Origin of the sequence: Vibrio kanaloae, assembly GCF_024347535.1 — a bacterium.
GTDB classification, from domain to species: Bacteria; Pseudomonadota; Gammaproteobacteria; order Enterobacterales; family Vibrionaceae; genus Vibrio; species Vibrio kanaloae.
Genome location: NZ_AP025498.1, coordinates 222698 through 246779, shown reverse-complemented (window position 1 = coordinate 246779; position 24082 = coordinate 222698). Strand labels below are relative to the sequence as shown.

Here is a 24082-nt window from a genome sequence, read left to right as displayed (position 1 = left end):
TTTTAAGTGTGAACAGGCAAAACATTATCAGATGCTTCAAAGGTCAGCTAACTAGACGAGAACAGACCAAGCCGGCATGGCTTGGTCTGTGTGCTAAATCACTCTTTCCTTTCACCTCCTTCGTTCTTGTTCCCTCACTAAAGTCAAATAAGCCCTAAAAACACCATATTGCAACCTTAAGACCTATTTCTCACCACCATAGCCTCTACACTCAAGTTTCTAGAATGGAAAACGCAGTAAATAGGGAGAGGAAAGTATGAATTGGAATGTGGCACCAATGATGGCTTTGGTCATTTTGCTACAAGGGTGTGGCGCACAAAATAGCTCACAAGCTATTGAACAGAAATACACAAATCACGCTTCTAAATTTGCCACTATTGAAGGTAAACGTGTGCATTACCGAGATGAAGGACAGGGTGAGGTGGTGATTTTATTGCATGGCACTTCGTCGTCACTTCACGCGTGGGAGCAATGGACGCAAATCCTCAAACAAGACTACCGCGTCGTACGTATGGACTTGCCGGGTTTTGGCTTGACTGGGCATCAGCCTCAAAACCAGTACGAAATCGCTGACGATATTGCCTTTTTGAACGCATTTACGAGAGAGCTCGACATCGAACAGGCACATTTTGTAGGTAGCTCTTTAGGAGGACGCATAGTGTGGGAGTACGGTTTGCAACATCCAGAGCAGGTTATAACCCTTACGTTGATAAATGCGTTAGGTTATCCGCAAGAATCGTGGCCGCCAGGCATTGAGATGGCCCAGTGGCCCGTCATCGATAAAATAATGGAACATGTCACTCCAAGGTTTATATTCGAAGATGGGCTTAAAGAAGTTTACTTCGACCCGCAACTTGTGGGTGCGGTGTTGATTGATCGTTACTACGAACTGACTACCTACCAACAAAACCGACAGGGATTCACACGTCGCGTCAAGGCATCGCTGGATGAGGACTCGGAAAAGATAACACAAATTGCTAAGCCGACGCTTATTCTTTGGGGGAAGGAAGACCGTTATTTTCCAGCTGAAAATGCGAGAAGATTTGAGCGTGATATTCGGGGCTCTTATGCTGTTGTGTATGACGATGTTGGACACTTACCGATGGAAGAGGTCCCAGAGCGATCAGCAGAGGCATTTAAACAGTTTATCTCGAGAGGTAAGCCTTAGGAGTAACCTGGTGCCAGCGCTTGAACGCTTTGTAGAAGCTGCTGGTATCTTTAAAACCAAGACGATAGCTCAACTCGGTAAGGCTTGGAGGCGGGGTTTGAGTTAGCCAACGGACTGCTAGCTGTTTTCTAGTATCATCAAGAAGACTCTGGAAGGAGGTATGCTCTTTTACCAGTTTGCGGTAGAGCGTTTGTCGGCTGAAGTGTAATTGCTGCGCAACTTTGTCTACGCTGAGCAGTTCTCCATTTTCTAGTGCGTTTGCTACTATGGTCCTGACTTGCTGCTGGAGAGGTTGGGTTTTCGTTAGTGTCTCAAGATGACTTTGTGCGGTTTTTGCCATCATCGTTTTCAGATACTCACTACTTGTCGCAATGGGAAGGTTGAGCCATTTCGACTCAAATATCAACTGGTGATAAGTACTGTTAAATTCAATGATTTCTCCAAAGGCGGGTTGATATTTATCCACATAGTGCGGAGTTAAATACCCAAACTTAGCTTTGGTTAGTGGGAAAGGCTGGGCACTCAGCATTCTTGCCCATGCCACCATCGCACTCATGCTGCGTTCAATGGCGGCTCTAGGGTAATCATGGCGTGATTCAATGGAGAGGGTTAAGCGGCACTGCTGTCCATCGTCATCCACTTGCCAACACTCCGAAGCATTCATCAGAAAAATATTACTTTGGAAGGTGTTAAATGCATCTCTTAACGTCGCGCATTGGCTTACCCAACTTGCGAGTACACCTTTTGATTTAGGAGATATAGTTTGCCCAATGATGAGTCCAATTTCGGGCGATGGATGGTGCTGTTCGAGTAGTGACCATAAGGCAACCATTTGGCTTTCTGGAAGTCGAGCCGACAACGTTAGCTTAGCGCTGTTTTGAATAGCCTCCAGCATTATACCATCAAAGTGATTAGATGCTTCTACCTGTTCACGCAAAGCGGCAGGCAACAGTGAATAGGCATTTACTAATTCAATGACAGAGGCGAATGAAACGGATTTATCGATAGAGTTATCTGCCATGAGTGTTACCAAAATTTTAAGTCATAGCTAACTAATATCGCAATATTCCTCGTCTATCAATCTAGAGTGCTTCTAAAAAATGGTAAGTTCACAATATGTTAGCTGATTGAGATTATAAAGTAATCTCTCAAAAATCGGACTATGTCCTCTATTCAATTAGGGTTAGGGACTGCGTTTGTCTGGGGGGACCAACGAATAAGGGTTAAGCGTTGCGTAGCTAACGTTAAATCCCAAGTGTTGAACAAGCCCGAGCCTCTATTTAAGTAAATTGTGCGATCTGCTCTAGAACGGTCGCAGCCTTGATGATTTTCTCAAAGCGAGGGCGGACTTCGAAAGGCAGAGGTTTCTACATGTAATCTGGTACGACCGTCACGTCAGTTTTGCTATTTGCCATACCTTTAGTTATTCATGATACGCTAATGTTCAATTTCCCGAAAATGATTTTTGTCCAAAAACGAGTTGAACGAAGCCGCTCTGCGACTGTGACTCGACTACCAGCTAACCCTGTTAAGAGCCGCCAATCTGAGCAAGCCTTCATAATCACTGAGTTGATTTTTTATATATGCCAGAAACGAAAAATGTCGCATCCATGCGACATTTTTCTTTTGGCGGCCAAACCAGTTTTGCTATATCCATTCTAGAGTGCAATTTATTATATTCTTGATACTTGAAGTTGTAGCGTTGTTAACTGCAACTCCAACTATTTTGAGTATAGACACTTATTCAGAATGTATTTATAAGACGTTGTTAATGTTGATTAGTTCCTTTTATGCGGCATTTTTTTTCGATTTATTTTCTAAGTCGAATGACGCTGCGATTAACTTCTTGGTGTAGTCGTTTTGTGGTGCATTGAAAATATCTTCCGCAGAGCCTTCTTCCATCACTTCGCCCTTTTGCATCACCAATACACGATCCGATAGTGCTTTCACCACCGAAAGGTCGTGGCTGATGAACAGGAAGCCGATGTTGTGCTTGGCTTGAATGTCTTTCAGTAGGTCAATCACGGTCAGTTGTACCGATCGATCAAGTGCTGAGGTTGGTTCATCCAGCAAAATGAAAGAGGGTTCTAGAATCAGCGCGCGCGCAATCGCGATACGTTGTCTTTGCCCACCAGAGAATTCATGTGGGTAGCGGTTAATTGAATTTGGCTCTAAGCGAACCTCAATCAGTGCTTTGCGTGCTCTTTCTAAACGTTCTTGTTTTGACAAGTGAGGTTGATGCACCGTTAAGCCTTCGGTGATGATCTCCCCAACTGTCATGCGTGGTGATAAAGAACCATAAGGGTCTTGGAAAACCATCTGTACATCTTTCTTGAGTTTATGGCGTTCTTTATCGGTTAATAAGCTAACGTCTTGGCCTTTGTAGACAATACGTCCGCTACTTGGCAGCAAGCCGATTAACGCTCGTCCAAGTGTTGACTTACCAGAGCCAGACTCACCCACAATACCTAACGTTTCACCTTGTTTGAGGGTTAATGAGATGCCTTTTACGGCTTCGAAGTACTGGTTCTTGCTTTGGATGAAGTGAGATTTGATCAAGAACTTCACACGAATATCTTCGGCACAAAGCAGTTCTGGTGCTGATGCCTCAACAGGAACTTTAGCGCCTTTCGGAATCGAGTTAATCAGCATGCGTGTGTAATCGTGTTTAGGATGGTCAAATAACGCTTGAGTCAAACCTTCTTCAACCAATTCTCCCTTACACATCACCAGCACGCGGTCAGCAAAGTGTTTCACCACACCTAAATCGTGGGTGATGAACAAAATCGCCATGCCCATTTTACCTTGAATTTCTTTGATCAAAGAAAGCACTTCAGCCTGAACGGTCACATCTAACGCTGTCGTGGGTTCGTCTGCAATCAGAATGTCGGGCTCATTGATCAGCGCCATCGCGATCATGATTCGCTGTAGTTGACCACCAGAAAACTCATGCGGGTATTTGTTGTACGCTTGCTCTGGCATTGGCAGATGAACGAGGTTGAACAGCGCTAACACACGTTGTTTTGCTTTCGATTTGGATACCTTACGATGGCACATTAGGGCTTCAGTCACTTGAATACCTACTCGCAGGTATGGATTGAGAGAAGTCATCGGCTCCTGAAAGATCATGCCGATTCTGTCACCACGAATCGACTGCATTTCTGGTTCAGTCTTGCCAAGAATCGATTGTCCCTCAAATTCGATGTCTGATTGCTCATCAATAATGGCGTTATCGGGAAGCAAGCGCATAAGTGCGTTAGAAGAGACGGATTTACCAGAACCTGATTCACCAACAATGGCTAAGGTTTCGCTTGAGTTAAGGGTAAAGTTAACCTTTTTCACCGCATCAATGATTCCATCATTGGTTCTGAAGCTAACGGAGAGGTTATTTATTTTAAGAATGGCCCGGTCCGACATGATATATCCTTATCAATTTAAGACATTAGGTGAAGATTGAACTTCTGACGTTGTTTTTAGTTGCCCAAAGTGATGATGAGCACGTTGAATTTGTTCTAGTTCGAGCATCCAGTGCGCGCTGCGCTGAGCACTACAAAAAGCGATAAGGTGATTGAGTAGGTCTTCACTTTGTTGTTCCAATAACCCATAGGTACGTTGAATAAGTTCAGTGCTCTCAAGCGAGATAAACTGCATCAGTGCGTAAGACTGATTCAAGGTATCGAAGGCCTGTTGATGCTGCCCTAAACGGTTGAGAATCTCAGATTGAGCAACGCTCGCGTCTCTAAGCCCAGCAAGCAGGCAAGCAAACTGGCAGGGTTTGATGTCGCTTTGATATGCCGCATCTTGGATGTGATGAGGAAGAGAACTGAGAACATCACTGTAAAGACGCTGTGCTTCAGGCCAGTGACCTTGTTCCATTAACTGTTCAGCTTTTAGGTAGTGCATCCAGCATCGTTCAATTTCCATGTCCACATCCTCATTTTAGAATATTTTAAAATGTTAATGATATTTATTATCAATTGCAAATTAAAATCATTCACATGTTAAGTCGGTGAATTAAAACCCTCATTATTCTTAAAAATGCGTTAAATTGTACATTATTTGCCCGGTTGGGCGGCCGTGTAGCGTAAGTCACTAAATTTATAGGAAATTGCATCTACACTAATTTTATTTACCCCAAGTAATAAAGGACTAAGGAGGCGGCGATGGCGATGCAAAGACTTAATGCAGAACAGCTGTATCAGGTAGCAGAATTAGAGAAGCTACCATGTAAATCGACCAAAGAACTGGCTCCAATTGATGAGATTGTCGGACAGGAACGAGCACAAAAGGCCGTTGAATTCGCGATGTCAATCAAGGAAAAGGGTTACAACATTTATGCGATAGGGCGAAATGGCCTTGGTAAACGCACCATGATTTTGCGCTATCTCAACCGGCATCCTCAGAAAGCTGAAGAGCTTTTTGATTGGTGCTATATCGCGAATTTTGAAGATATCCGTACACCGAAAGTTCTCAAATTACCAACAGGCGTAGGCAGTAACTTAAAGCAAGATATTGAAAAGTTAATGCGTAAATTGCTTAAGGCAATGCCACTTGCCTTTGATAATGAGATGTACTTTAGCCGAGCGGATAGGCTTAAAAACCAGCTAGCGTCAAAGCAGCAGGCTGCGTTGGAAGCGATTAGTCAAGAAGCGAAAGACAAGGGCATCAACCTGACTATCACAACGCAGGGCGATTACCAATTCGTTGCAATGAATGGCGATGAGCTTCATACCGAAGAGAGCTTTGATTTGCTGTCGCCTGAGGAGCAGGACCAATTCGATAAAACCATCGATGCATTGGAAGTAGGATTAAGAACCATTTCTCGTGAACTGACGGAGCTTGAAGAAACCTATACAGAGAAAATTCAAAAGCTGAATGATGATACTGCGAGAGACGTCATTACGCACTTTATCAAACAGCTGAAGAAGGATTACAGTCAATATCCAGAGATCAAAAAGTACCTTACGTCACTTCGAAAAGATATTGTCGATAACGCGGATATTTTCTTAGAAGAGAGTACAGAACAAGCTGAAATAGCGACAGCATCTTTAGATAAGAAAATACCTCGCCGTTACAACGTTAACGTGATTGTTAGCCAGAAAAAGCAAACGCTACCGGTTGTAGTAGAAGAAAGCCCGAACTACCACTCTCTGTTTGGCTATGTAGAAACAGCGACTTTTAAAGGTACGGTATTTACTGACTTTTCTCTGATTCGAGCGGGTAGCTTACACCGAGCCAACGGCGGCGTATTACTGATTGATGCAGTGAAAGTATTGGAACAGCCTTATGTATGGGAAGGCTTGAAACGAGCTTTACGTTCTCGTCAACTGAGCTTCACTTCGTTGGAAAAAGAGGTGACGTTGACAGGAGCGGTATCGCTTGATCCAGAACCGATTCCATTAGATGTTAAGATCATTCTTTTTGGTGATTATCGTACTTATCAACTGTTGCAGCACTACGATGCGGAGTTTGCAGAACTGTTTCGTGTAACGGCTGATTTTGAAGATGAGATGAAGCGTACCGCGGACTCGGAAATGCATTACGCGCGCTTCATTTCGAGCATAGTTCATGACAACAACATGCTGCATTGTGATCGTAAAGCGATAGCGCGAATCATAGAACATAGCTCTCGTCAGGCTGGTGACCAAGGTAAATTGTCCTTGCACTCAGCACATATTGCGAATTTGCTTCGTGAATCAAACTACGTGGCAAGAGGAGCGAAGTCGAATTTGATTCGCTCGACACATGTTGAGCAAGCGTTATCGAATCAGCAAATGCGTGTCGGCCGGTTGCAAGACAGCGTGATGGAAACGTTCATCAATGGTACGACCTTACTTCGTGTTGATGGCCTATCGGTGGGACAGGTCAATGCTCTGTCTGTATTGAGTACGACAGATCATATGTTTGGTGCCCCGAACCGAATCACCGCAACCACGGCTTACGGTGACGGTGAAGTGGTTGATATAGAAAGAAATGTAGACCTAGGTGGCAGTATTCACTCGAAAGGGGTAATGATATTATCTGCGTATCTTTCTTCGGTCTTCGGTAAAACGGCGAAAGTTCCACTCACCACTAATATTACTTTCGAGCAATCGTACGGTGGCGTAGATGGTGACAGTGCGAGTATGGCGGAGTTTTGTGCGGTGGTGTCGGCATTTTCGAAGCAGCCAAACCGTCAAGACATTGCAATTACCGGTTCCATGAACCAGTTTGGTGAATCTCAGCCAATTGGGGGTGTGAATGAGAAAATTGAGGGGTTCTTTGATGTATGCGAGATCAAAGGACGTTCAGGTGAGCAAGGGGTGATCATCCCGCGTTCGAATGTTCATAATTTAATGCTGCGTAGCGATATCGTTAAGGCGGTTGAAAAGGGTGAGTTTAATATTTGGGCTATCGATCATGTGACGGAAGCGATTGAGTTGTTCACTGGCAAAGCGGCGGGTGAGCTTAGCGATGAGGGGAGTTATCCAATCAATACTATCTTTGGTATCGCTCAAGCTAAACTTAACGCGCTTCGTAAATAGCTTATCGCCTTACGTAAATCCGCTAAACGACAGTTAACTGTAAACGAAACAGCCATCGACATTATCGATGGCTGTTTTTTTATTCTTACAATCTCGAGTGCTCAAGCATTCCGTAAACGGAGCTTAATACCGTCGAACTTCAATTTTCCGAGTAAGTTTTTGGCGTTGGCTCTACCAATATCATCAAATTCGATGCCATATCGCGCGTAATGTGTCGACTTTTGTAGATTGCAGACAATCCCTCTAAGCGGAGGGATCAATGGTCCGTTGTAGTTTTCTGGCGTGATCTCTATGGATACTCTATCGGTGATCTGAATAGGTCGAGCAGTGGGTGATGTCACAAAGCGACAACCACTTTTCGATAAATCCCTAATTTCGCAATTCATGCGTTGGTCATTTAAGATAATTCTTGAACTGAGGTTTACCTCATAACGTGTTTCTTTACGAAGCTGAGTTACTTGCATCGTACTTGGCGTGGAAAGAACAAGCAGGGGGAAGGGGTCACCAACATGATGGTGAATCTGGCACCTAAAGTGGATCAGCGCGCCTTCACCTCTTAGAGAATATGCACGAGCTGTCATCCAAAAACCTTCTTGGAAGAAAAAATTAAGGTCGTTGTTTGAGACTTCTGGAACCTCAATAAGGATACAGTTCTCACTGTGAGTACCGATAAACTTTGTCGTGGCGAGAAACTTTGTGCCAACGGGTGTCGAGACATTCAGCGTAAGCTCACTCCCGTGTTCGATCATGGCGAGTGCATCAGTGCTGTTAATCGTGGAAACGGTACGATTACGAGGGTCTTGAAGGGCCTGATTATGCTCCAAAGGCTTCTTCAGTGGTGCGTTCATTCTCTACTCTCCATGTGCCAACATGCGTTTGTTCGTTATATGAATAACTTTCTAACAATGGGTTATTACGTGCTAGATTTTATAGGTGTACGTTACGATGGTTTAGAGAGTGTTATCATTGGTTGATAATTTTATATTAAGCCGCGAACTCTAAAAACATTTGCTTTGATTGTAAGTACTTAGTTCTATTTCTATGCACTTGCGTTAGTCTATTACAAGGAACTAATACTTCAAACTTTAATTGTTTGGTGTATCAATTATTTGTTGGAGTTGAGAATGAAGACCATAAAATGGGATCAAAAAGAGAATCAGATCACAGTTGAGCTAGAGCCTAACCAATTTGCTGTTGTTAAGTATCAGAGACAGGGAGATGTGCTGCATATTACCTCGACTCGCATACCTGATGACCTACAAGGTAAGGGCTTTGGTAAGGTGATGATGGAGTACGTGTTACCCGAAATTGAGCAAGCGGGCTTCAAAATTGTCCCTGTTTGTAGCTATGTGGTGCATTACATGAATAGGCAGCAACAATGGTCACACCTTTTAGCGTCTGAGGCATAAAACAGCAGTTATGTCTCGATCAATGGTGTCTCAATCAATATCGTCAAAAAATACCGTTCAACCCGAAGTCAGTTTGAGTATCGATCAACCTGAACTCTATCAAAAAATTGCCACCTCACTTGGGTGTAATCGAGGGTTTGATACCCAAGTGATTCAACGTTTGTGGGGCGGATATGGTGAGTTGGTCCGTTTGGTTTTTTCTAAAGAAAGCAGTGCTCCATTCAATAGCCTCATCGTTAAACATGTCGCGTTGCCGGATAAAGCGAATCACCCAAAGGGTTGGAACACCAGATTATCTCACCAACGTAAAGTGAATTCTTACCAAGTGGAGACGGTTTGGTATCAATCCTTCACTCAACAGTGGGATGAACGTTGTCCTATGCCTGTAGGGTTGCATTGTGAACTAGAAGAGAACGAGTGGCTTATCGTGATGCAAGATCTAGCGGGTGTCGGCTTTCCGTTGACCTCTCAGTTTGATGTACTCTCCGTTTTTGATGAATTGGCTGCCAAAGATACTCAACTTGAGTTAGCACTCCGTTATACATCTTTGGAGGTTAAACAGCGCAACGCTTGTCTAAAGTGGCTCGCTAATTTTCACGCGAAGCACATCCATATCGATCAAGAGCAGTCTGCGTCATTATGGAAAGTTGGCACATACTGGCATTTAGACACGCGTCCTGATGAGTTAAACGCGCTGACAGACTTACCATTAAAGAACCAAGCACAACACATCGACCGTCTACTTAGAGAGTGTCCGTATCCAACTTTAGTGCATGGTGACGCTAAACTTGCCAACTTCTGTTTTGATTTAGCTGGAGAAAACGCGGCTGCCGTCGATTTTCAATATGTTGGAAACGGGTGTGCGATGAAAGACGTGGCTTTGTTCATGAGCAGCGCGATTAGGCCGCAAGATTGCGTTGAGCTTGAATCACAGCTCTTATACATTTACTTCCAACACTTGAAAGAGGCACTGGCACACTATCAACCACAACTCTCGTTCTATGATGTCGAAGCTGCGTGGCGACCTATGTTTTATGTGGCATGGGCTGATTTCCAACGTTTCGTAAAAGGTTGGAGCCCAGAGCACTGGAAGATTAACCCGTATACTGAGCAGTTGACCTTACGAGTGCTCACTCAATTAGACGAACAGGAGTCCGTCAATGTTCGATAGAACCGCGAGCTGGAAAACGCCGCAAAATTTTTTATTACTGATTTCGATTATTGTACCTATCGCATTTTCGAGCTGGATGGTTCTGCTGAATAACTTCGTGATTGAAAAGGCGAACTTTGATGGTGCTGATATTGGGTTGCTACAAAGTGTTCGTGAGATCCCGGGCTTCTTGGCGTTTACTGTCGTGTTTGTGTTGGCGTTCATTCGCGAGCAACGTTTCATGTTGGTATCACTGGCAATGCTAACTGTGGGGACAGCGATTACCGGTCTCTTTCCGTCATTAACCGGTTTGTTGATGACCACTATTTTGATGTCGACCGGTTTCCATTATTTTGAGACGCTCAAGCAGTCTTTGTCGTTACAGTGGCTAAGCAAAGAAGAAGCGCCAGAGATGCTGGGCAAAATGATCTCGGTTGGGGCGCTGGCGTCACTGATCACTTATGGCTCAATCTGGGTGATGTTGGAGCTGCTTAACTTCAGATTTTCTTGGGTGTATGGCATCACCGGAGGGATCGGTTTTATTCTTGTACTGGTAATGACCTTTGGTTTCCCTGAGTTTCAAACTAAGACCCCACAAAATAAGAAACTGGTACTTAGAAAGCGTTACTGGCTTTACTATGCGCTAACGTTTATGAGCGGAGCAAGAAGACAAATTTTTACCGTATTCGCGGGGTTTCTGATGGTCGAGAAGTTCGGCTACTCAGCCGCTGACGTAACGCTACTGTTCTTAGTTAACTACCTATTTAACTTCTTGTTCGCAAAACGTATAGGTAAATTTATTGGTGTAGTGGGCGAGCGTAAGGCATTGATTTTCGAATACGTAGGCCTAATTGGTGTGTTTGTCGGTTATGGTTTGGTACAAAGCGCCGAGTGGGCGGCTGCGCTCTATGTGGTTGATCACTTATTCTTTGCACTCGCTTTGGCAATTAAAACCTACTTTCAGAAAATTGCTGACCCAGCGGATATGGCATCAACTGCCGGTGTCTCTTTCACTATTAACCATATTGCAGCGGTTGTGATTCCAGTCGTGTTTGGTGTGATTTGGTTATCATCTCCTGCAACGGTTTTCTATATTGGTGCCGTTATGGCGGCAATGTCTCTTGCACTTTCATTGAATATTCCCAAGAAGCCGGAAGAAGGAAACGAAGTTCGTGTCTTTAGCTGGCGCTAACTCGGTATCGTTCTGATGAGATACGCAAAAGCTCCAATAGTGATACTGGAGCTTTTTGTAAGTACTAGAGCGGGGTTATCAGTAAGATTTACTGTGTAACGGGCTTGACCGCTTTGGGTTGTCGGATTGCAAGAATCAACTGGGGTAGCAGTGACATCACGATCATACCTGTCATCAATGAGTATTGAACCGCAGTGAACGATTCGCCCATCAACACCATTCCTGTCACGATACCAGCCACTGGGTTGGCGATACCACCGAAGGTGAAATCAACCACAGACATACGTTGTAGCAACCATACGTACATGCCGTAACCAAGTGCTGTGTTCAGTCCAATTACCCACAGTAGACCCATTGCATTACGCGTATCGAAATGAGTGACAGCGTTAACATAAGGCTGCGGGTCGATGAACGCATGGACGCCAGATGCGACAGACAAAATCGTACCGCCTAGAATGAGCTGCCAAGTTAATACCTTCCACCAATGCATGCGGTTACCTAATGATTTGGTAATGCTGCTGCCGATTACGATACACATGATTGCCGCGAACATCGCACCTAAACCGATTGGGTTCAAAGCGATTTGACTTGGGTTAAATAGAATCCACGCTAAGGTGATCAAGCCTATACCAGAAAGGGCTTGAATCAAATGCGGACGTTGCTTCTTCACTACCCAATGGAAGATCATTGCGAATACAGGCACAGATATCATACCCACGCCAGAGATTGCCGAAGGCAGCGTTAGCGCCATCACGAAGATCAAGCCAAAGAAGGTCGCGATATTGATAAGGCCCAATGTGAAAATGATCTGCCACTCGCCTTTTTTAGGCAGTGTTGGTTTGACTGCTAGCAATAACAAACCGGCAGGTAACGCACGCAAAGCACCCAATAATAATGGTGGCCACTCCTGTAGCGTAAATTGTGTTACTGCATAGGTTGTTCCCCAAAAAAACGCGGGGATCATTGCTAATAATATATTCATTTAAAATATCTTTACGTTAAGATAACTATAGTGTGAACTGTATACTGAGAACTAGTGGTTGTAAAGTATCTTTATGTTAAACTAGTTTGAAGTGATTAAGACTAATAACGGAGCGAGATTGCAAATGGATGCTATCGACCGCGTAGTAGAGCAATGGGCAAAGGAAAAGCCTGAGCTAGAAACTGAGCCAATGGCAATGATGGGCCGGATTATGCGTATTGCCAAGTATATGGAGACGCAAGTTGCCGAGCTTCATAAAAAATACGATATGAAGCTGGGTGAGTTTGATGTGCTGGCGACGTTGCGACGTTCTGGAAAGCCTTACCGACTGACGCCATCTGAACTGATTGGATCCATGATGCTGACATCTGGCGCGATGACCAATCGCCTTGATAAGCTAGAAGCTAAAGGGCTAATCAGTCGTGAACACAGTAAAGAAGACAGACGCAGCGTGAGTGTCCAGTTAACCAAAGATGGTCTTATTCTGATTGATCAAATGATGACAGAACATGTCGAAATGCAGAAAAAACTGGTTAAATCATTGTCTGCGAGTCAGAAGAAGAACACCAACCAAATTCTGAAAACATGGTTGAGCGCGTACGAGTAACCGACGTGAGTTAACTCGAACTGATTTGAAAACCGAAGTGATGAGCTTCGGTTTTTTTGTGTTTGTTAAATGGGTTTACTTCTCTGACTTTTTCAAAGCAAGTGTTCAATGAATTTCAGCCAATGGTAACAGCATAGAAGCTGGTCAATCTTCGCATTTAGTCAGTAATTTGTATGCGAGTATGTCTACTAAAATTTCAAACAAGTTGTTCTATTTTTCTCGTTATCATCTTAATGCTAAGTCGAATAACCTATCGGCAATGAAACTTATCAAGGCTTAGAACTATGAACACTAGATTGAACGACACACCGATTTTTTTCGCTCGCATTTTATTGGCTTACTTGTTTATTCAAGCGGGTTGGGGAAAGCTATTTAGCTATGAAGGAACGGCGGGATACATGGCATCTCAAGGCATCAGCGTTTACTTGTTGCCTTTGGTTATCTTGCTTGAACTCGGTGGTGGACTTGCGATTTTAGCTGGATTTATGACTCGCTTTACTGCGTTGTCGATAGCGTTTTTCTCTTTGGTTTCCGGTGTTATGTTTCACTTCGACCCAAGTTCGTCTGGTCAAATGATTCATTTCTACAAAAACGTCTCAGTTGCTGGTGGGTATTTGGCGTTAGCGGTACTTGGCGCGGGGTCGTTTAGTGTTGATTACTGGCTGTCTAACAAGCTGAAGCAAGACACCAAATGGACGCGCTTAATGGTTCTTGTTCGTTAGTGCTCTTTGTCTAATCACACGTTATTCGTTAGTGTTGTTGGCGCAACTTATGAATAAAAAAACCGAAGCTCAGGCTTCGGTTTTTTTATTCTTGTCTCAGAACTTCAAGTACAGCGAATTAAGCTTGCAGCATCTCGTCACTGAACAGTTCTGCACAGCCAATACCATTAATGGCGCAGCTCTCATCGATGTCTGAGATGTCACCGCTGACGCCAATCGCACCAAGTACTGTTTTATCCTTATCTCGAATCAGTAGGCCCCCTGGTACTGGCACCATGTTTCCGTGTGCCAGTACGTTTACGGCGGAGATAAATGCTGGTCGGTTGTCAGCATCTTGGGCGAGTTTTCTAGAGGAACAACCCAGTGCGAGTGCTCCCCACGCTTTAGCAATCGCGATGTCTGGTCGCATCATGCTAGAGCCGTCTTGACGTTGCAAAGAAATCAGCTTGCCACCGCTGTCTAAGACGGCGACCGTCAAAGGTTCTGTGTGGATCTTGTTTCCTGCTTTTAAGGTGCCATCAATGATGGTTAACGCTTGTTGTAGAGTCAAACTTCCCATGTTATCTCCTAGTTTTTCAAGGGGCCGTGTACCAAGCTAAGTCAGCCAATCATTACTCTTGTTTGTGAATATCATCGACTGATTCAGTTCGGTACAAGAGTCCTAACTGGACTCTTGTAACAGCCCATAGCTGGGTAAAGTTAGGAAGGCAGCGAACTCATCGGCTGTAGAAAGTTGATAGAAAAGATCAGCTGTCTCTTCAAATCGACCTGCTGCATAGCGCGAGTCTCCGACTTCATGTTTTATGGTGTCTAGCTCTTGGTAAAGCCAAGAGTGGAATAGTGATTTGGTAAAGGTTTGGCCATCATCGAGTGTTACCCCGTGGTGGATCCATTGCCAAATATTGGCTCTCGATATCTCAGCGGTCGCGGCATCTTCCATAAGGCCGTAGATAGGTACACAACCATAGCCTTGGATCCAAGCCTCAATGTAATACAGCGCAATGCGTATATTTTTACGTACTCCTGCTTCGTCGCGGCTGCCTTCACAAGGTTTTAGCAACGAGTCGGCATTGATCACATGCTCTGGGCTTTGGAAATCCACTTGGTTTACTTTGCCATCTAAGTGCTTATCAAAGATCGACATTGCCAAATCAACCAGTGCAGGGTGCGCGACCCATGTGCCGTCGTGTCCGTTCTGAGATTCTCTTTGCTTATCTTCGATAACCTTGGCGGTGACACGCGCCATTTCTTGCGGATCTTTTGCTGGAATAAAAGCCGACATACCACCCATCGCCAGTGCGCCACGAGCGTGACAAGTACGCACCAGTAGTTGGCTATAGGCGTTGAGGAATTCTTGATCCATACCGATCCCATGGCGGTCAGGCAGGATGCGGTCTTTATGGTTTTTCAGCGTTTTGATGTAGCTGAAGATGTAATCCCAACGGCCACAGTTCATTGCCACGATATGATCACGCATGGCGTACAAGATCTCTTCCATTTGGAATACGGCTGGAAGTGTCTCAATCAAAACTGTCGCACGAATTGTGCCTTTGGGTACGTGGAAATAGTTTTCGGTGAAGCTGAAAATATCGTCCCACCACTGTGCTTCTTCCATGCTCTCAAGCTTGGGAATGTAGTAGTAAACGCCTAAGCCTTGTTGTGCACGTGATTGATAGTTGTGGAAAAAGTATAAAGCGAAGTCCATCAAGCAACCGCCGATAGGCTGATTGTTGAATTGGATGGATTGCTCAGGAAGGTGGATCCCTCGTGGGCGTGCGATCAGCAGTGCAGGATCGTCGTTTAATTGGTAACGCTTCTGCTTCTTCTCATCGAAATAACTAATGGTGCCAAGGTTGGCGTCTCTTAGGTTGATTTGCCCTTCGACCATATTGGCCCAAGTCGGGGAAGAGGCATCCTCAAAGCAACACATGAAGACTTTCGCGCCTGAGTTTAGCGCGTTGATCACCATCTTTCTTTCGATAGGTCCGGTGATCTCTACGCGTCGATCCAGTAACTCTGGCGGCGGTGTTGCCACTTTCCACTCTTTATTCTGGCGAATGGAAATGGTGTCTTTTCTAAAATTGGGTAACTCACCCTCGTCATATTGAGCTTGTTTTACGTCACGGTCACTTAGCAGGGTATGACGGCGATCTCCAAACTTATTGACGAGAGCTTCTAAGAATTTTAATGCATCTTTAGACAAGATCTCTTTGTACTCGGAGTTGTCCATCTTCCCAAGTACCTGCATACATTGTACTTCTTCTCTCTCTTTTACGTCATTCATCATTGTTGTCTCCTTTAAACAATACGATGTAACTTTGTATACAAAATGCTATTTTTAAGGATATTTATATTGTAGAAATTGTAAACAAGCAAACGGTATTTAACATTTATTTATCATTTGATCTTTTTGTAATTTATTTTTACGTAAAGATATTTTATGTAAAACAATGAATTGTAAGCTTTTCAGGGTGAGTGCGTACTTAATGCGATGGGTCGATGTAACAAAATTGTTTCATTCTGGGGTTGATAAATAGCGAGGATGGTTCATAGTACACAAAAGTTAGTTTAATTGTATACAATCTGAAATGGAGGTTCGAATGGCAATTATGAAAGCGATTGAAGCAGCGGTAGAGGTGCTTAAACGTGAAGGTGTAGACATCGCATTTGGTGTTCCCGGCGCAGCAATAAACCCTATGTATGCGGCTATGAAAAAGCTCGGAGGAATCGACCACGTCTTAGCTCGTCACGTAGAGGGTGCATCCCATATGGCTGAAGGGTACACGCGTACTAATCAAGGCAATATAGGTGTGTGTATTGGTACCTCTGGTCCTGCGGGAACGGACATGATCACGGGTCTTTATTCTGCGTCTGCTGATTCGATTCCAATTCTATGTATCACAGGCCAAGCGCCCCGAGCTCGTCTTCATAAAGAAGATTTCCAAGCGGTCGACATTGAATCTATCGCTAAACCAGTCACTAAATGGGCAACCACGGTGCTGGAACCTGCACAAGTGCCACGCGCATTTCAAAAAGCCTTTCATTTAATGCGTTCGGGTCGTCCGGGTCCAATCTTGATTGATCTACCGATTGATGTTCAGCTGGCTGAGATTGAGTTTGATATCGATACCTATGAACCGCTAGAACCTTACAAACCGCAAGCAACTCGCGCGCAGGTTGAGAAAGCATTAACTATGATGTCTCAATCGGAAAAACCGCTGATTGTATCGGGTGGTGGCGTGATTAACGCTGGCGCATCTGAATTGCTCCAACAGTTTGCAGAAATCACCGGAGTTCCTGTGATTCCAACCTTGATGGGTTGGGGCTCTATTTCAGATGACCATGACTTAATGGCGGGCATGGTGGGGCTACAAACGTCCCATCGTTACGGTAACGAAACCATGCTCAACTCTGATTTTGTGTTTGGGGTGGGTAACCGTTGGGCAAACCGTCATACAGGTTCTGTGGATGTTTACACCGAAGGCCGAAAATTCGTACATGTAGATATTGAACCGACTCAAATTGGTCGAGTGTTCTGTCCAGATTTAGGCATTGTCTCTGATGCTAAGGCGGCGCTAGAGCTAATGGTCGAAGTGGCGCAAGAGTGGCGTGACGCTGGCAAGTTGCCGAACCGAAATGCTTGGGCAAGCGAGTGTCAGGAACGCAAATCGACCATGCTGCGTAAAACCAATTTCGATGAAGCACCAATGAAACCGATGCGTGTTTATGAAGAGATGAACAAGGCATTTGGCCGTGACACTTGCTATGTGAGCACCATTGGTTTGTCGCAAATCGCTGCCGCTCAGTTCCTGCATGTTTATAAGCCGCGTAACTGGATCAACTGTGGTCAAGCTGGCCCACTAGGTTGGACAACACCAGCCGCATTGGGTGTAAGAGCAGCTGATCCAAATCGCGATATCGTTGCCATCTCTGGTGACTACGATTTCCAATTCATGATCGAAGAACTGGCCGTTGGCGCGCAATTTAACTTGCCATACATTCATGTGTTAGTGAACAACTCCTACTTAGGATTGATTCGCCAAGCGCAGCGCCAATTTGACATCGATTATTGTGTACAACTGGCGTTTGATAACCAGAATGCGCCAGAGCTTGAAGGCTACGGTGTTGACCATGTCGCGGTTGTTGAAGGTTTAGGTTGTAAGGCGATTCGAGTTCGTGAACCAGAGCAAATTGCTGCTGCGTTTGAGCAAGCCAAAGAACTGATGAACAAGCATAAGGTACCGGTTGTTGTTGAGCTGATTCTTGAGCGAGTAACCAACATTGCGATGGGCGTTGAGATCAATGCTATTAACGAATTTGAACCGCTTGCCGAAAGCCGCGGCGATGCCCCAACGGCGCTGGCGTTCAAGTAATTATTAAGTAATGTGTATCCGTAGAGTTGAGGTTTAGCTCTACGGAAAGTCTCCAATAGAGCGAGGCTTTACTACAAATAACCAGATTTTTACAGATAAAGAATAAGGACAGAGTCATGGCAAAATTTGCAGCAAACTTGTCAATGTTATTCACGGAAGTTGATTTTATGGATCGCTTTGAAGCTGCCGCAGAAGCGGGCTTTCAAGGTGTCGAATACCTTTTCCCTTACGCCTTTGATGCTCAGGCAATCAAAGCAAAGCTCGACGCTAATAACCTAGAGCAAGTGCTATTCAACTTGCCTGCGGGTGACTGGGACGCAGGCGACCGTGGTATCGCAGTAGATCCAGCACGAGTTGAAGAGTTTCAAGCGGGTGTACCTAAAGCCATCGCTTACGCAAAAGCACTGGGTTGTACTCAAGTGAATTGCTTGGCAGGGATTGTTCCACAAGGTGTGACCCAACAAGATGCGCAATCGGCATTTGTGATTAACCTGCGTTACGCGGCGAACGCGCTAGCAGCAGAAGGTATCCGCTTAGTGATAGAAGCGATCAATACCCGTGATATTCCGGGCTTCTTCTTGAACACCACCGAGCAAGCCAAAGCGATCATTAAAGAGGTAGGGAGCGATAACCTTTCTATCCAATACGATATCTATCACATGCAGATTATGGAAGGCGACCTTACGCCAACCATGCAGCAGAACATTGGCCAAATCGCTCACGTGCAGCTGGCTGATAACCCGGGTCGACATGAGCCGGGTACCGGAGAAATCAATTATCCATTCGTACTGAACTACCTTGATGAGCTTGGTTATCAAGGCTGGGTTGGCTGCGAATACAAACCGAAAACGACAACGACAGAAGGCCTTGGTTGGCTAAACCAGTACCGTTAATTGCGTCTGGTAACCTTCAAACGTTAAGGAGAACAACATGTCTAAAATTGCATTTATCGGAACTGGTATCATGGGTAAACCTATGGCGAGTAACCTTCAAAAAGCAGGTCACGATTTGATTCTGTCGGACCACTTTAATGCAGCACCTGCCGATCTTGTGGCAGCGGGTGCAACGGTCTGCCACTCACCAGCGGAAGCGGCTGAAGCAGCAGATATCATTATCCTAATGGTGCCGAATACCCCTCAAGTTGAAGATGTCCTGTTTGGTGACAACGGTGTTGAGAAAGGCCTAATGGCAGGCGGAGCAGCTGGAAAACTGGTTATCGACATGAGTTCGATCTCGCCAATCGCGACCAAAGCAATTGCAGCGCGAATTAACGAAGGCGGTGCTTCATACCTTGATGCTCCGGTATCAGGTGGCGAAGTAGGCGCTATCAATGCAGCGCTGACTATAATGGTGGGCGGTGAGCAAGACGCCTTTGATAAAGCACGACCTCTGTTCGAAATCATGGGTAAGAACATCACGCTGGTAGGTGGTAACGGTGCAGGCCAAACCTGTAAAGTGGCTAACCAAATAATCGTTGCTCTGAATATCGAAGCCGTGTCTGAAGCGTTAGTCTTTGCTTCGAAAGCCGGTGCTGATCCAGCACGCGTACGTCAGGCTCTATTAGGAGGCTTTGCTAACTCTAAGATCTTGGAAGTACACGGTGAGCGTATGGTTGAAGGCACCTTTGATCCAGGCTTTAGAATCTCGCTTCACCAGAAAGATCTGAACTTAGCACTAACGGGCGCACAAGAATTGGGTGTTGCACTGCCGAATACGGCTAATGCTCAGGAGTTGTTTGGCGAGTGTGCCGAAATGGGCGGCGAAGGTTGGGATCACTCTGCGCTTATCCAAGCGATAGAGAAACGTTCTGACCACTCGATTCGTTAATCTAGTTAACGGTTTGTCCGTTTAGTGGTTAATCAATCAACCGATTATCCGTTAATTAATTAGGGCTGCTATCGATTCGTAGCCCAACAGTTTCAAACAGTTTGTTTATAAATCGCGTAGTTTCGTCTCCTTTTATACGCGTTCCTGATACGAGGCAGAGGTTGAAGTTGTTCCTTTCCAACTTGATCTTAGCAGGCACCCTTTGGCCTTGTATCGGGGTTCTTTTTTTCTCCGTCAACTAAGGAGTGGCTGATGGACATTGATGCTAAGCAGTTTCTGCAAACCCTTTTCTCCAGTGCCGTTAACGAGGCGCTACCTAAAAATCACATCGAACCTTTTCTTCCTCAAGACATTTTTTATCGCTCTGCTAACCAAGCTGGGCGAACTGTGGTGATAGGAGCAGGAAAAGCAGCCGCATCAATGGCAGCAGAGCTTGAAGCGGTTTGGCAGGCAAAGAAACAACAAGACCTTGCACTGCGTGATCTTGAAGGCTTGGTGGTGACTCGTTATGAACACACCGCCCCTTGCGAACATATTGAGGTGATTGAAGCCGCGCACCCCGTGCCAGATGCGATGGGTTTAGAAGTGAGCCAACGTATGCTGCAATTGGTGAGTGGCTTGAGCGCTGACGACACAGTGATTTGCCTACTGTCTGGTGGAGGCTCTGCATTACTAAGCTTGCCCGGCGGCGACATCAGCTTGGCAGAGAAGCAACAAATCAATAAGGCGTTGCTTAAATCAGGGGCCGCTATTGATGAGATGAACTGCGTGCGTAAGCATCTATCTTCAATCAAAGGTGGGCGATTAGCAAAGGCTGCTTACCCAGCAAGAGTGGTCTCTTTGGCGATTTCAGATGTGCCGGGCGATGACATCAGTGTGATTGCATCGGGTCCGACCGTACCAGACATCACCACTCGCTTTGATGCGATGGCAATACTGGAACGCTATCGAATTGAAACACCACCTTCGGCATTCGAATGGTTGAACAACCCAGAATCAGAGACAGTGAAACCGGATGATGAGTGTTGGAAAAACGCCGAGCACCATATTATCGCCACCCCGATGTCGGCATTGGAAGCTGCGGCTGCAGAGGCTGAAGGCTTGGGTATTCCCGCTTATGTGTTGAGTGATTGCATAGAGGGGGAAGCGCGAGATGTCGCGAAGGTTCACGCTGCGCTGGCTAAGCAAGTGGCCAATAATAAGCACCCATTTGAGACGCCTTGTGTATTGCTATCTGGCGGTGAAACCACGGTAACCGTTAAAGGCAATGGTCGCGGTGGGCGTAATTGTGAGTTCTTGTTGAGTTTATATAATGAGCTTAAAGGCCAAGACAATATCTTCGCTCTAGCCGCCGATACCGACGGGATTGATGGTGTGGAAGACAATGCGGGCGCGTGGATCACACCTCAAACATGGCAACAAGGTTCGAGCCTGTCGCTTAAAGCGCAAGGCTATCTCGATGCGAATAACAGCTACGATTTCTTCAAGCAAGTCGATGTGCTTCTTACCACTGGGCCGACGTTGACCAATGTGAATGACTTTCGTGCGATATTGATTCTTTAATTTGAACAGTTCAAAAACACAGTATGGAATGGTCGCTTCTTAACAAATAGAGCGGCCATTTTATGGTTATCAATGCGGTGACCTTGAGTTCTGAAATTATCTTCTGGACTAATCAAGCACGTTGATTACTATGATTTCAGTAACGAGCTGTAAAGGGTGTAATATGTCTAGGATCAGACAAAAGAATCAAGATTTAATCATCGAAGTCGCGTGTGAACAATTCGCTACTCATGGATATGCCGCAACAAAAATGGCTGATATCGCGAAAGCGGCCGACATCCCTAAACCTAATGTATTCTATTATTTCAGCTCCAAAGATAAGCTCTACAATGCCGTTCTAGAAACCGTCACTCAACCCTTGTTAGAGGCATCTCGTCCGATTGAAGAGCTCAGCGACCCTGTTGAAGCCCTATCTCAATATATTCAAACTAAGTTGATCATTTCTCGTGACCATCCACACGCCTCTAAGGTATTTGCAAACGAAGTGATGTCTGGCGCTAAAGTATTGCCGAAAGAGATTGGTGACGAACTATATAAGCAATCCCAGATGATCCTCGATAAGTTCTCAACGTGGTCGGCGCAAGGTCTAATGGACGATGTTCCTGCACACCACTTGATGTTTACCATATGGGCGGCGACTCAAACCTACGCCGATTTTGGCTGGCAGATTTGCAGCGTAATGCAGAAAGATAAGCTCGATGATAAAGATTATGCCGACGCCGCGGAGTTCATTACACAGTTAGTGATTAAAGGCTGTGGTGTGAAAAGCTAACGTTGTTTGAACGTTTTTTTTGGTCTGCGATTGCAGGCCTTTTTCGTTTTTGCACATGAGCGACGACAAGCGTAAAGATACTTTTTGTGACCTGTTGTGCAATAACTCATTTATCTCGAATTTGGCTCGATTAGGTATGCCATTTTATTTAAAGGTAAGGTTATAGTGTCGCAAAAATTTAGCGGTGCTCTTTTTTCTAAAGGAAAAGACTAACCTGCTAACAATATTACACGCACAACATATAGGTTTAGCAATGACGCTTAAAAGCTTGGCATGCACCATCAGTACAGTTCTACTGGCAGGTTGTGGTTCGACGGTAGCGACGCAAACATACAACGCCGATCTGATCATCACCAATGGACAGGTTCTCACGATCAATTCAAAAATGGATGTGATTGAAGATGGCGTTGTAGTGGTGAAAAACAACCAGATCATCGCAGTCGGTAACGAGGATTTGATCACTCAATACCGCGCTGAAAAAGTGATTGATGCTCAAGATGGGATCGTTATGCCGGGCATGGTGAACGCGCACAACCATTTACCGATGATTGCGTTTCGTGGCTTAGGGGAAGAGGGCATCTCGAACCGCTTGTTCGCTTACTTCTTCCCTCTAGAAGCCGAAAAGTTAAGCCGTGAACTGATTTACAATGCAACCAAGCTTGGCTCTATCGAATTGGCACAGAGCGGAGTAACCACTTACGCCGATATGTATTACCACATGGACGAAATGGCCAAAGCGACCAAAGAAGTGGGTTTACGTGCTGTGCTCGGTGAAACCGTGATTAAGTTCCCAGTAGTCGATGCCAAAGAACCTTATGGCGGCATTGAATACGCCAAAGGCTTTATCGAACAATACAAAAACGATGAGCTAATCACGCCTGCTTATGCGCCACACGCGGTGTACACCGTGAGCAAAGATAAGCTGCAAGAAATCAACAAGCTGTCTGCTCAATACGATGTACCGGTGTTAATTCACGTCGCTGAATTCCCGAATGAAGAAAAGCGTATCAAAGACGAAACCAAAGCGGCATCACCAGTTGAATACATGGATGAAATTGGTGTGCTAGACGAGCGCGTAGTGATTGCTCACGGTATCCACCTTTCAGAGAACGACCAAAAGCTTCTCAAGCAAGCTGACGCGGGTATCTCATACAACCCAATGGCAAACGCCAAAGGAGCGACAGGCATTGCCCCTGCATGGGATATGTACCGTGCTGACATGCGCATTGGCTTAGGAACCGACGGCCCAATGAGCTCTAACCAAGTCGATATCATGCGCACATTAAGCTACGCAGCAAACATGCAACGCTTAAAGCATTCAGACCGCACCATCATGATCCCTGAACAAGTGATTGAGATGGCGACATTAGGTGGTGCAAAAGCCCTACACATGGAAGACCAAATTGGTTCTCTTGAAGTGGGTAAGAAGGCGGACATCGTGATTGTAGAGACACAATCGGCGAACATGATGCCAAGTTACGATCCATACGCGACTTTGGTTTATCAAGCGAACCCAAGCAACATCGACACCACGATTGTTAACGGCCAAATCGTAATGGAAAGCCGCGTAATGCAGACGGTTCAATTGGATGAAATCCGTCAAAGCGTCGCTGAGTTTGAAGCAGACATCACTGAGTTCGCGAAAGAGCTTTCTAAGAAGGCGATTAAATCGAAGAGTTTGATGGATTAGGATGTAAACCTAGTTCTTAAAATCTAAAAGAATGAACAAGGCCGACGTAATGTCGGCCTTTTTGTTACTGGCTTAGCCCTTGAACCTCGGTCCTTTGGATTAA

General features: G+C 45.2%; 20 protein-coding genes. 13 read left to right on the top strand and 7 right to left on the bottom strand.

Going from position 1 to position 24082, the window contains the following annotated elements; all coding sequences use genetic code 11:
• The first annotated feature begins 256 nt into the window (after nucleotides 1–256).
• Nucleotides 257–1168, top strand: a complete 912-nt coding sequence (locus tag OCV24_RS15410) for an alpha/beta fold hydrolase (RefSeq protein WP_016789465.1) — start codon at nucleotides 257–259, stop codon at nucleotides 1166–1168.
• On the opposite strand, the gene OCV24_RS15405 is transcribed toward OCV24_RS15410, so the two are convergent.
• The 3 genes from OCV24_RS15405 to OCV24_RS15395 all read right to left on the bottom strand — a co-directional run bounded on the left by OCV24_RS15405 (nucleotide 1146) and on the right by OCV24_RS15395 (nucleotide 5092).
• The gene (locus OCV24_RS15405; RefSeq protein ID WP_150877652.1) at nucleotides 1146–2189 is read right to left on the bottom strand and encodes an AraC family transcriptional regulator; all 1044 of its coding nucleotides are present in this window, start codon (nucleotides 2187–2189) and stop codon (nucleotides 1146–1148) included. The genes OCV24_RS15410 and OCV24_RS15405 overlap by 23 nt on opposite strands.
• Before the next feature lie 767 nt (nucleotides 2190–2956).
• On the bottom strand, nucleotides 2957–4585 hold the full coding sequence (locus OCV24_RS15400) for an ABC transporter ATP-binding protein (RefSeq protein ID WP_077681107.1): 1629 nt from the start codon (nucleotides 4583–4585) through the stop codon (nucleotides 2957–2959).
• A gap of 12 nt (nucleotides 4586–4597) precedes the next feature.
• On the bottom strand, nucleotides 4598–5092 hold the full coding sequence (locus tag OCV24_RS15395; protein WP_017054939.1) for a hypothetical protein: 495 nt from the start codon (nucleotides 5090–5092) through the stop codon (nucleotides 4598–4600).
• 239 nt (nucleotides 5093–5331) lie between these two features.
• Here OCV24_RS15395 and OCV24_RS15390 point away from each other — a divergent pair, with 239 nt between their 5' ends.
• A complete protein-coding gene (locus tag OCV24_RS15390) occupies nucleotides 5332–7692 on the top strand; it encodes a Lon protease family protein (protein ID WP_150877654.1) in 2361 nt (786 codons plus the stop codon).
• Between the two features lie 101 nt (nucleotides 7693–7793).
• On the opposite strand, the gene OCV24_RS15385 is transcribed toward OCV24_RS15390, so the two are convergent.
• Nucleotides 7794–8540, bottom strand: a complete 747-nt coding sequence (locus tag OCV24_RS15385; protein WP_046223031.1) for a flagellar brake protein — start codon at nucleotides 8538–8540, stop codon at nucleotides 7794–7796.
• A 276-nt stretch (nucleotides 8541–8816) separates the two neighbouring features.
• Between OCV24_RS15385 and OCV24_RS15380 the strand changes: the two genes are divergently transcribed.
• Genes OCV24_RS15380 through OCV24_RS15370 form a run of 3 tightly spaced genes read left to right on the top strand, consistent with a single transcriptional unit; the run spans nucleotide 8817 to nucleotide 11443 of the window.
• Entirely contained in the window at nucleotides 8817–9101 is a 285-nt protein-coding gene (locus OCV24_RS15380; RefSeq protein WP_046223032.1) for a GNAT family N-acetyltransferase, read from the top strand.
• A 10-nt stretch (nucleotides 9102–9111) separates the two neighbouring features.
• On the top strand, nucleotides 9112–10272 hold the full coding sequence (locus OCV24_RS15375) for a phosphotransferase (RefSeq protein ID WP_244291718.1): 1161 nt from the start codon (nucleotides 9112–9114) through the stop codon (nucleotides 10270–10272).
• A complete protein-coding gene (locus OCV24_RS15370; protein WP_046223034.1) occupies nucleotides 10262–11443 on the top strand; it encodes an MFS transporter in 1182 nt (393 codons plus the stop codon). Before OCV24_RS15375 ends, OCV24_RS15370 begins: the two co-directional genes overlap by 11 nt.
• Nucleotides 11444–11531: 88 nt before the next feature.
• Here OCV24_RS15370 and OCV24_RS15365 read toward each other — a convergent pair whose 3' ends face one another.
• A complete protein-coding gene (locus OCV24_RS15365; protein ID WP_136998516.1) occupies nucleotides 11532–12425 on the bottom strand; it encodes a DMT family transporter in 894 nt (297 codons plus the stop codon).
• Nucleotides 12426–12549: 124 nt separating this feature from the next.
• Here OCV24_RS15365 and OCV24_RS15360 point away from each other — a divergent pair, with 124 nt between their 5' ends.
• Nucleotides 12550–13032, top strand: coding sequence for a MarR family winged helix-turn-helix transcriptional regulator (locus OCV24_RS15360; protein WP_102508667.1), 483 nt, complete (start codon nucleotides 12550–12552; stop codon nucleotides 13030–13032).
• A gap of 284 nt (nucleotides 13033–13316) precedes the next feature.
• A complete protein-coding gene (locus OCV24_RS15355) occupies nucleotides 13317–13754 on the top strand; it encodes a DoxX family protein (RefSeq protein WP_150877656.1) in 438 nt (145 codons plus the stop codon).
• 118 nt (nucleotides 13755–13872) lie between these two features.
• Here the strand turns inward: OCV24_RS15355 and OCV24_RS15350 are convergent, their stop codons facing one another.
• On the bottom strand, nucleotides 13873–14313 hold the full coding sequence (locus tag OCV24_RS15350) for a GlcG/HbpS family heme-binding protein (protein ID WP_008220964.1): 441 nt from the start codon (nucleotides 14311–14313) through the stop codon (nucleotides 13873–13875).
• A gap of 102 nt (nucleotides 14314–14415) precedes the next feature.
• A complete protein-coding gene (gene aceB, locus OCV24_RS15345) occupies nucleotides 14416–16041 on the bottom strand; it encodes a malate synthase A (protein WP_137008108.1) in 1626 nt (541 codons plus the stop codon).
• A 313-nt stretch (nucleotides 16042–16354) separates the two neighbouring features.
• Between aceB and gcl the strand changes: the two genes are divergently transcribed.
• The 6 genes from gcl to OCV24_RS15315 all read left to right on the top strand — a co-directional run bounded on the left by gcl (nucleotide 16355) and on the right by OCV24_RS15315 (nucleotide 23979).
• Nucleotides 16355–18127, top strand: a complete 1773-nt coding sequence (gene gcl, locus OCV24_RS15340; protein ID WP_150877658.1) for a glyoxylate carboligase — start codon at nucleotides 16355–16357, stop codon at nucleotides 18125–18127.
• 116 nt (nucleotides 18128–18243) lie between these two features.
• On the top strand, nucleotides 18244–19020 hold the full coding sequence (hyi, locus tag OCV24_RS15335) for a hydroxypyruvate isomerase (protein ID WP_102508660.1): 777 nt from the start codon (nucleotides 18244–18246) through the stop codon (nucleotides 19018–19020).
• A gap of 37 nt (nucleotides 19021–19057) precedes the next feature.
• Entirely contained in the window at nucleotides 19058–19954 is an 897-nt protein-coding gene (locus OCV24_RS15330; protein WP_137025498.1) for a 2-hydroxy-3-oxopropionate reductase, read from the top strand.
• 252 nt (nucleotides 19955–20206) lie between these two features.
• The gene (locus OCV24_RS15325; protein ID WP_150877660.1) at nucleotides 20207–21517 is read left to right on the top strand and encodes a glycerate kinase type-2 family protein; all 1311 of its coding nucleotides are present in this window, start codon (nucleotides 20207–20209) and stop codon (nucleotides 21515–21517) included.
• 163 nt (nucleotides 21518–21680) lie between these two features.
• Nucleotides 21681–22289 carry a TetR/AcrR family transcriptional regulator gene (locus OCV24_RS15320; protein WP_102506922.1) on the top strand — a complete coding sequence of 203 codons (609 nt, stop codon included), beginning with the start codon at nucleotides 21681–21683 and terminating at the stop codon, nucleotides 22287–22289.
• A 253-nt stretch (nucleotides 22290–22542) separates the two neighbouring features.
• Nucleotides 22543–23979: an amidohydrolase gene (locus tag OCV24_RS15315; protein WP_150877662.1), complete on the top strand. Its 1437-nt coding sequence runs from the start codon at nucleotides 22543–22545 to the stop codon at nucleotides 23977–23979.
• The last annotated feature ends 103 nt before the right edge of the window (nucleotides 23980–24082 follow it).